Raw genomic sequence first — 6,827 nt, 5'->3', positions numbered from 1 at the left:
GGGCCCCGACCCCGGCGCACCGCCCCCGGGCGCGGGGCCCCCCCCCCCCCCCCCCCCGGGGGGCCGCGGGGGCCCCCCCCCCCACCCCCGGGGGGGGCCGCCGGGGCCCCTCCTTGCACTAGAAGCGGGCGGGCTCGCGGTAGACGCCCCACTCGGCGCGCAGCGCGTCGCAGATCTCGCCCAGGGTGGCCTCGGCACGGACCGCGTCCAGCATCGCCGGGATCATGTTCTCCCCGGTCCGGCTGACCTCCACCATCCGGCGTACGGCAGCGGTGACCGCGGCGTCGTCGCGGGCCGACTTGCGCTCGGCCAGCACCCGGCGCTGCTCCAGCTCCACCTCGTGCGAGATGCGCAGGATCTCCAGCTCCTTGGCGACCGTGCCGGTGTGACAGTTGACGCCGACGATCTTCTTGTCGCCCTTCTCCAGCGCCTGCTGGTAGACGAACGCCGACTCGGCGATGTGTCCGGTGAACCAGCCGTCCTCGATGCCGCGCAGGATGCCCGAGGTCATCGGGCCGATCTGGTGCGGGCCGTCGCCGCCGAGCTGCCGGATCCGGGCGAAGATCTCCTCCGCCTCGGCCTCGATCCGGTCGGTCAGCGCCTCGACGTACCAGGCGCCGCCGAGCGGGTCGGCCACGTTGGTCACGCCGGTCTCCTCCATCAGCACCTGCTGGGTACGCAGGGCGATCTCGGCGGACTCGTCGGTGGGCAGCGCGAGCGTCTCGTCCAGCGCGTTGGTGTGCAGCGAGTTGGTGCCGCCGAGCACCGCCGCGAGGGCCTCCACCGCGGTGCGTACCACGTTGTTGACCGGCTGCTGGGCGGTCAGCGACACCCCGGCGGTCTGCGTGTGGAACCGCAGCCACTGCGCCTTCTCGCTGGTGGCGCCGTAGACGTCGCGCAGCCAGCGGGCCCAGATCCGGCGGGCGGCGCGGAACTTGGCGATCTCCTCGAAGAAGTCGAGGTGGGAGTCGAAGAAGAAGCTCAGCCCGGGGGCGAAGACGTTGACGTCCAACCCGCGCGAGAGGCCCAGCTCGACATAGCCGAAACCGTCGGCCAGCGTGTACGCCAGCTCCTGCGCGGCGGTCGAGCCGGCCTCGCGGATGTGGTAGCCGGAGACGGAGAGCGGCTTGTAGCGCGGGATCTCGGCGGCGCAGTATTCCATCAGGTCGCCGATCAGGCGCAGGTGCGGCTCGGGGTCGAAGAGCCACTCCTTCTGCGCGATGTACTCCTTGAAGATGTCCGTCTGCAACGTGCCGTCCAGCGTGGACAGGTCGGCGCCCTGCCGCTCGGCGGCGACCAGGTACATGCAGAAGACCGGCACGGCGGGGCCCGAGATGGTCATCGAGGTGGTGACGCCGGCCAGGTCGATGCCGTCGAAGAGCACCTCCATGTCGGCGGCCGAGTCGATCGCCACGCCACAGTGGCCGACCTCGCCGAGCGACTGCGGGTCGTCCGAGTCGCGTCCCATCAGCGTCGGCATGTCGAAGGCGACGGAGAGTCCGCCGCCACCGGCGCCGAGGATCATCTGGTAGCGCTCGTTGGTCTGCCGGGCGTTGCCGAAGCCGGCGAACTGCCGGATGGTCCAGGCCCGCCCGCGGTAGCCGGTCGGGTGCAGACCCCGGGTGTACGGGAACTCGCCCGGCCAACCGATCCGGTCGAAGCCGGGGTACGCCGTCCCCTCCGGCGGGCCGTACACCGGGTCGACCGGCAGGCCGGAAAGTGTGGTGAAGTCCGCGTCGCGCTTGCGGGCGGCGTCGTAGCGGGCCTGCCAGCGGGCCCGGCCAGCGGCGATCTCGTCAGCGTCCATGCGCGGAGCTCCTCCTCGAGTCCTCGTCAGAAGACCGAGTGTAGAACGCCTGCCTGAACGATCGCTAAGGATGTGCGTACCGGCCGGTAACCCGGGAGCAGGCTCCGTCGTGGTCGGCCCGCAGCAGGCAGCGCCGACCGCCGGCCATCCGCAGGTCGCAGAAGACCCGATGACGTACGCCCTGCTCGTCCTCGGCCGACACGGTGGTCTCACCCGGGTCCGCCGACGCGAGCACCCCCGACCAGCGGGCGATCACCCGGGCCAGGCGCACCGCGCCGGCCAGGTCACCGGCGACGACGGGCAGATGGATGACGAACCGTTCCCGCATCACCGCCACCTCTCGCGTCGAGTGGACTGGAAGGGCGGGTCCGCCCGCCCACCCCGCACGGCGGACCCGCCCCGCCCTGCCACCGCAGCGTCATTCCGCAGTACGGCACCAGGGCAACTCAGCCGCAAGCGCCCACGAACGGGTCATGCTCATCGGTGACCGCCCGAGCACGCTTTGCTACCGAGACCATGGCAAGAGAGCAACATAGCAACAATCCATCAATGCAATAAAGCCTTGATGGATCGCATCCACGAAGGCACAAGGCTTACGGCATGTCTATCGATCCCCGGTCGCACACGCCGATCTATGTGCAGCTCGCCGACCTGCTTCGAGAGCAGATCGAGTCGGGTGCCCTCGCGGCCGGAGCGAACGTCGGAAGCGAGACGCGGCTGAGCCAGGAGCACCAGATCGGTCGCGACGCCGTCCGAATGGCGATCTCGTTGCTGCGGTCGGAAGGGCTGGTCACCACCAGCAGGCCCTTCGGCACCCGGGTTCGGGAAGCGCCTCAGCGTCGGCAGGTCGAACTCGGGGCCGGCAGCTCGGTCACCGCCCGGATGCCGACCGGCAACGAGCGCCGGACGTTGCAGCTCGACGAGGGCGTACCGATTCTGGAGGTGCGCAACCCGAAGGGCGAGGTGGAGTTGCTCGCGGGCGACGAGGTCGAACTGATCCGCCCCTAGGTCGCCCGACCCGGCCGATCAGCCCGACGTCACTGAGTCGCACGTCGACTCAGCTCGACAGGCGCCCGGACGCGCCGATCGAGCCGAAACGCGCTCAGGGTCGGTGACCACTGCCTTAGCGCATCGCCTCCGTCGCCGGGGCGCGGATGGGTTGCGGCAGCTCGCATCCGACGCCAGTTCGCCGAAGTTGCGGCTTCCAACGACCGACCGCCCTGCACTACGCCGAACTGGCGGTATCCCTGCCCACGCGACACCACCACTTCGGCGTACCGGTGTTGATCATCGCCAAGCCGTGCGCCTGTTCGAGCTGAGGGCGGAGTCGACTCGGACCTCCGCTGCCGTTCGGTCCGGGTCGGCCACGACTGGAACATCACGGGTCTCTACGGCGTCTCGATACACCCATAGCGTTCCACCCACGGCCACACCGGGGCACGACTGGAACGTCATGGCTGTCAACGGCGCCCCGAAACACCCATAGCGTTCCACCCGCGGTCCGGGTGGGCCGCCGGGGGCGTTGTCACCCGGTGAACGACCGGGGAAGACGGGTGCGCGTTACCGCCCGCGCCGCCGTCCCGCCCCCGGGGAATGACGATGGGCAGCCGCTCCGGCCGATCCACTTACGCCATCAAGTTTGTAGGGGAAGCGAACCCACCACCGGCCCGGGCGTCGTTGGTCGAGCGGAAATCAACTGAGGACGGAATCAACCCAGGGACGCGCCCGGGTCACCGATCGCGACGTCGTCCACCCGAATGTTGATCTCGTCGACGCGCAGCCCGTACGCCTCGACCGCGGACGTGACCGCGGCCCGCACCCCGTCGGTGACCTGCGGTACCGGGTGACCACCGTCGATCACGATGACCAGGTTGACCACGGCCGCGCCGTCGGTGACGTGCGCCGAGCAGCCGCGCCGGGCGTCGCCGAGCTGGTCCAGGCCGACCCGGTCGAACACGGCGTTGAAGAAGCGGGCCACGTCACCGCCCAGCTCGGCCACGCCGGGCACCGACTTCGCGGCGGCCACCGCGATCTTCTCCACCACCTCGTCGGCGACGTGCGTCGTCCCGCCCGCCGTCGCGTCCGGCGTCATCGACAGCTCCTGCGTAGCCTCGTGCTCCACGCCCGCTCCCCATCCCCCTCGCCAACCCGACCCCGGGAGCGTAGCGGTTCAGGTGCCGAGCTGGGTCAGCAACTCGTCCGCCGCGGCGTACGGGTCGATGGCGCCCTCGGCCACCTTGGCGGCGAGCGTCGGGAGCTGCGTACCGTCGCGCAGCGAGCCGATGCGGTCGCGCAGCGTGCCCAGCGCGATGGCCTCGATCTCGGCGGCGGCCCGCGCCTCCCGGCGCCGGCGCAGCTCGTCGTGGCGCTCCAGCCAGTCGCGGTGCTTGTCGATCGCGGCGGCGATGTCGTCGATGCCCTCGGCCCGGACGGCGATCGCGCGCACCACCTGCGGGCGCCACTCGCCCGGCCCGCGCTCGCCGAGCGCGATCATGCCCTGGATGTCGCGGACGGTGGCGTCGACGCCGTCCCGGTCGGCCTTGTTGACCACGAAAACGTCGGCGATCTCCAGGATGCCGGCCTTGACCGCCTGGATCGCGTCACCCATGCCCGGGGCGAGCAGCACCAGCGTGGTGTCGGCCAGCGAGGCCACCTCCACCTCGGCCTGCCCGACCCCGACGGTCTCGACCAGCACCACGTCGCAGCCGGCGCCCTCCAGCACGCGTACCGCCTGGGGCGTCGCGGAGGAGAGCCCGCCGAGGTGGCCCCGGCTCGACATCGAGCGGATGTAGACCCCGGGGTCGGTGGCGTGGTCCTGCATCCGGACCCGGTCGCCGAGGATCGCCCCGCCGGTGAACGGGCTGGACGGGTCGATGGCCAGCACGCCGACCCGGTGACCGCGCGCCCGCAACGCGCGTACCAGCTCGTTCGTGGTGGTCGACTTGCCCACGCCCGGCGAACCGGTCAGGCCGACCACCTGGGCGTGCCCGGCGTAGGGCGCCAGCGCGGCCGCGACCTGCGGCAGCACCTCGTCGCCGGACTCGACCAGGGTGATCAGCCGGGCCACCGCGCGGGGGTCGCCCGCGCGGGCCCGCTCGACCAGCAGGGGTACGTCCCGGCTCCGGCGCACCGGGCCGGCGGCCGGAATGGTCACGTCACTCACGCGTGGACTCGCCGCCCGTCGGCACGTGGATGATCAGCGCGTCGCCCTGGCCGCCGCCGCCGCAGAGCGCGGCCGCGCCGGTGCCGCCGCCCCGCCGCTTCAGCTCCAGCGCGAGCGTGAGCACCAGCCGGGCGCCGGACATGCCGATCGGGTGGCCGAGCGCGATGGCGCCACCGTTGACGTTGACCTTGTCCGCGCTGATCCCGAGATCGCGGGTGGACTGGATGCCGACCGCGGCGAACGCCTCGTTGATCTCGATCAGGTCGAGGTCGTCGATGCCCAGGCCGCCCTTCTTCAGGGCGTGGTTGATGGCGTTGGACGGCTGCGAGTGCAGCGAGTTGTCCGGCCCGGCCACGTTGCCGTGGGCGCCGATCTCGGCCAGCCAGGTGAGCCCCAGCTCGGTCGCCTTGGCCTTGCTCATCACGACCACCGCGGCGGCGCCGTCGGAGATCGGCGACGAGCTGCCCGCGGTGATGGTCCCGTCCTTGGCGAAGGCGGGACGCAGCCTGCCCAGCGACTCGGCGGTGGTGTCCGGACGGATGCCCTCGTCCTCGCTGACCACCAGCGGCTCACCCTTGCGCTGCGGGATGACCACCGGGGTGATCTCCTCGGCGAAGTGGCCGTTCTTCTGGGCGGCGGCGGCGCGCTGGTGGCTGGCGGCGGCGAACGCGTCCTGCTCCTCGCGGCCGATGCCGTGCCGCGCGCCGTGCCGCTCGGTGGACTCACCCATGGAGCAGCAGTCCCAGGCGTCGGTGAGGCCGTCGAGGGCCATGTGGTCCTTGACCGTCACGTCGCCGTACTTGTAGCCGGAGCGCTGCCCGAGCAGCAGGTGCGGGGCGTTGGTCATCGACTCCATGCCGCCGGCCACCACGATGTCGAACTCGCCGGCGCGGATGAGCTGGTCGGCCAGCGCGATCGCGTCCAGGCCGGAGAGGCAGACCTTGTTGATGGTCAGCGCCGGGGTGGACATCGGGATGCCGGCCTCGACGGCGGCCTGCCGGGCCGGGATCTGTCCGGCGCCGGCCTGGAGCACCTGCCCCATGATCACGTATTGCACCTGGTCGGGCGCCACGCCGGCGCGCTCCAGCGCCGCCTTGATCGCGATGCCGCCGAGCCTGGTCGCCGGGAGGTCCTTGAGGTTGCCCAGCAGGCGCCCCATCGGGGTCCGCGCGCCGCTGACGATCACCGAAGCCATGCCTGCCTCCGAGGGGGGTGCCGACCTGTACGCCTTAACGATTGTTCGGTCAGACTAGCGCCATGGCTGAGAACTCCTCCGTCGAGCCCGCTGCCGAGTTTGTCACAGACATCGGTCTGCGCCGCATCGACCACGTCGGGATCGCCGTGGCGGACCTGGACGCCGCGATCGACTTCTACCAGCGCACCTTCGGCATGCGCTGCGTGCACACCGAGACCAACGACGAGCAGGGCGTACGCGAGGCGATGCTGGCGGTCGGGCCGGACGCCTCCGGCGGCATGGTGCAGTTGCTGGCCCCGCTCTCGCCGGACACCACGATCGGCAAGTTCCTGGACAAGCGCGGCCCGGGCATCCAGCAGGTCGCCTACACCGTGGCGGACATCGACGCGGCCTGCGCGGCGCTGCGCGAGCGCGGTGTCCGGCTGCTCTACGAGGCACCTCGTCGGGGCACCTCCGACTCCCGGGTCAACTTCGTGCACCCCAAGGACGCCGGCGGCGTGCTGATCGAGCTGGTCCAGCCCGCCTGAGACCGAAGGAGGGGCGGGGGGGGGGGGGGGGGGGGGGGGGCCGCGGGGGCCGCCCCCCCCCCGGGGGGGCCCCGCCCCGGGGGGGGGGGGGGGGCCAGCGGACAACACAACGAACACACCCCCACACATAAAAAA

The 6,827-nt window shown here is 71.7% G+C and carries 7 protein-coding genes; 2 read left to right on the top strand and 5 right to left on the bottom strand.

Annotation, left to right across the window (positions count from 1 at the left end; genetic code table 11):
• Positions 1-118 precede the first annotated feature (118 nt).
• Both ACGFI2_RS21860 and ACGFI2_RS21855 read right to left on the bottom strand, forming a co-directional pair.
• Entirely contained in the window at positions 119-1,807 is a 1,689-nt protein-coding gene (locus ACGFI2_RS21860; RefSeq protein WP_393520003.1) for a methylmalonyl-CoA mutase, read from the bottom strand.
• 64 nt (positions 1,808-1,871) lie between these two features.
• Positions 1,872-2,135 carry a hypothetical protein gene (locus ACGFI2_RS21855; RefSeq protein ID WP_393520000.1) on the bottom strand — a complete coding sequence of 88 codons (264 nt, stop codon included), beginning with the start codon at positions 2,133-2,135 and terminating at the stop codon, positions 1,872-1,874.
• 272 nt (positions 2,136-2,407) lie between these two features.
• Between ACGFI2_RS21855 and ACGFI2_RS21850 the strand changes: the two genes are divergently transcribed.
• The gene (locus tag ACGFI2_RS21850) at positions 2,408-2,815 is read left to right on the top strand and encodes a GntR family transcriptional regulator (protein WP_393519997.1); all 408 of its coding nucleotides are present in this window, start codon (positions 2,408-2,410) and stop codon (positions 2,813-2,815) included.
• Positions 2,816-3,515: 700 nt separating this feature from the next.
• Here ACGFI2_RS21850 and ACGFI2_RS21845 read toward each other — a convergent pair.
• From ACGFI2_RS21845 to ACGFI2_RS21835, 3 genes are read right to left on the bottom strand one after another with little or no spacing between them, the layout of a single operon-like run.
• Positions 3,516-3,929: an Asp23/Gls24 family envelope stress response protein gene (locus ACGFI2_RS21845; protein ID WP_393519994.1), complete on the bottom strand. Its 414-nt coding sequence runs from the start codon at positions 3,927-3,929 to the stop codon at positions 3,516-3,518.
• 48 nt (positions 3,930-3,977) lie between these two features.
• Entirely contained in the window at positions 3,978-4,961 is a 984-nt protein-coding gene (gene meaB, locus ACGFI2_RS21840; RefSeq protein WP_393520344.1) for a methylmalonyl Co-A mutase-associated GTPase MeaB, read from the bottom strand.
• A 1-nt stretch (position 4,962) separates the two neighbouring features.
• Positions 4,963-6,165 (bottom strand): acetyl-CoA C-acetyltransferase, encoded by a 1,203-nt coding sequence (locus ACGFI2_RS21835; RefSeq protein ID WP_393519991.1) that lies wholly within the window; start codon positions 6,163-6,165, stop codon positions 4,963-4,965.
• Positions 6,166-6,227: 62 nt separating this feature from the next.
• Between ACGFI2_RS21835 and mce the strand changes: the two genes are divergently transcribed.
• Positions 6,228-6,692, top strand: coding sequence for a methylmalonyl-CoA epimerase (gene mce, locus ACGFI2_RS21830; RefSeq protein ID WP_393519988.1), 465 nt, complete (start codon positions 6,228-6,230; stop codon positions 6,690-6,692).
• Positions 6,693-6,827 lie beyond the last annotated feature (135 nt).

Source organism: Micromonospora sp. NPDC049282 (genome assembly GCF_043197045.1).
In the GTDB taxonomy this organism is placed as follows: Bacteria; Actinomycetota; Actinomycetes; order Mycobacteriales; family Micromonosporaceae; genus Micromonospora.
This window is presented reverse-complemented; position numbering and strand designations above follow the sequence as displayed.